Here is a 386-nt window from a genome sequence, read left to right on the forward strand (position 1 = left end):
TTTTTTTACTTGTACTACTTGTATTGTTTATCAATATTTCAAAGAACTTGTTACTTTCGTTTTAAAAGCGGGTGCAAAGGTAAGGGCTTTATTTTTAACTACCAAACTTTTTCGGAAGTTTTTTTTAGTTTTTCTTTTTACTCGATTTCTCTGGCTCTCTATGCGAAAGGGAAAGAATGTATGAAAGAATAACTCTTGCCAATTTCCTTTGCGAATCGGACTGCAAAGATAAGAACTTTATTTATTATAATCCAAACTTTTTCGGAAGTTTTTTGTTCTTTTCTTTAAGTGGGATTCCACTTTTTCACTAAGTCAATTTGTCAAGGCTTTCTTCTCTTGGAAAGCGGGTGCAAAAGTACGCCCTTTTGGTATACACTCCAAATATA

Annotated in this window: 1 protein-coding gene; it reads left to right on the forward strand. The window is 32.6% G+C overall.

Annotation, left to right across the window (positions count from 1 at the left end; translation table 11 throughout):
• Positions 1 to 184, forward strand: a 184-nt coding sequence (locus DXA54_RS28420) for a hypothetical protein (protein WP_120081212.1), incomplete at its 5' end; no start/stop codon positions are given.
• Between the last annotated feature and the right edge of the window lie 202 nt (positions 185 to 386).

The organism is Bacteroides sp. OF03-11BH (genome assembly GCF_003604005.1).
Taxonomy (GTDB): domain Bacteria; phylum Bacteroidota; class Bacteroidia; order Bacteroidales; family Bacteroidaceae; genus Bacteroides; species Bacteroides ovatus.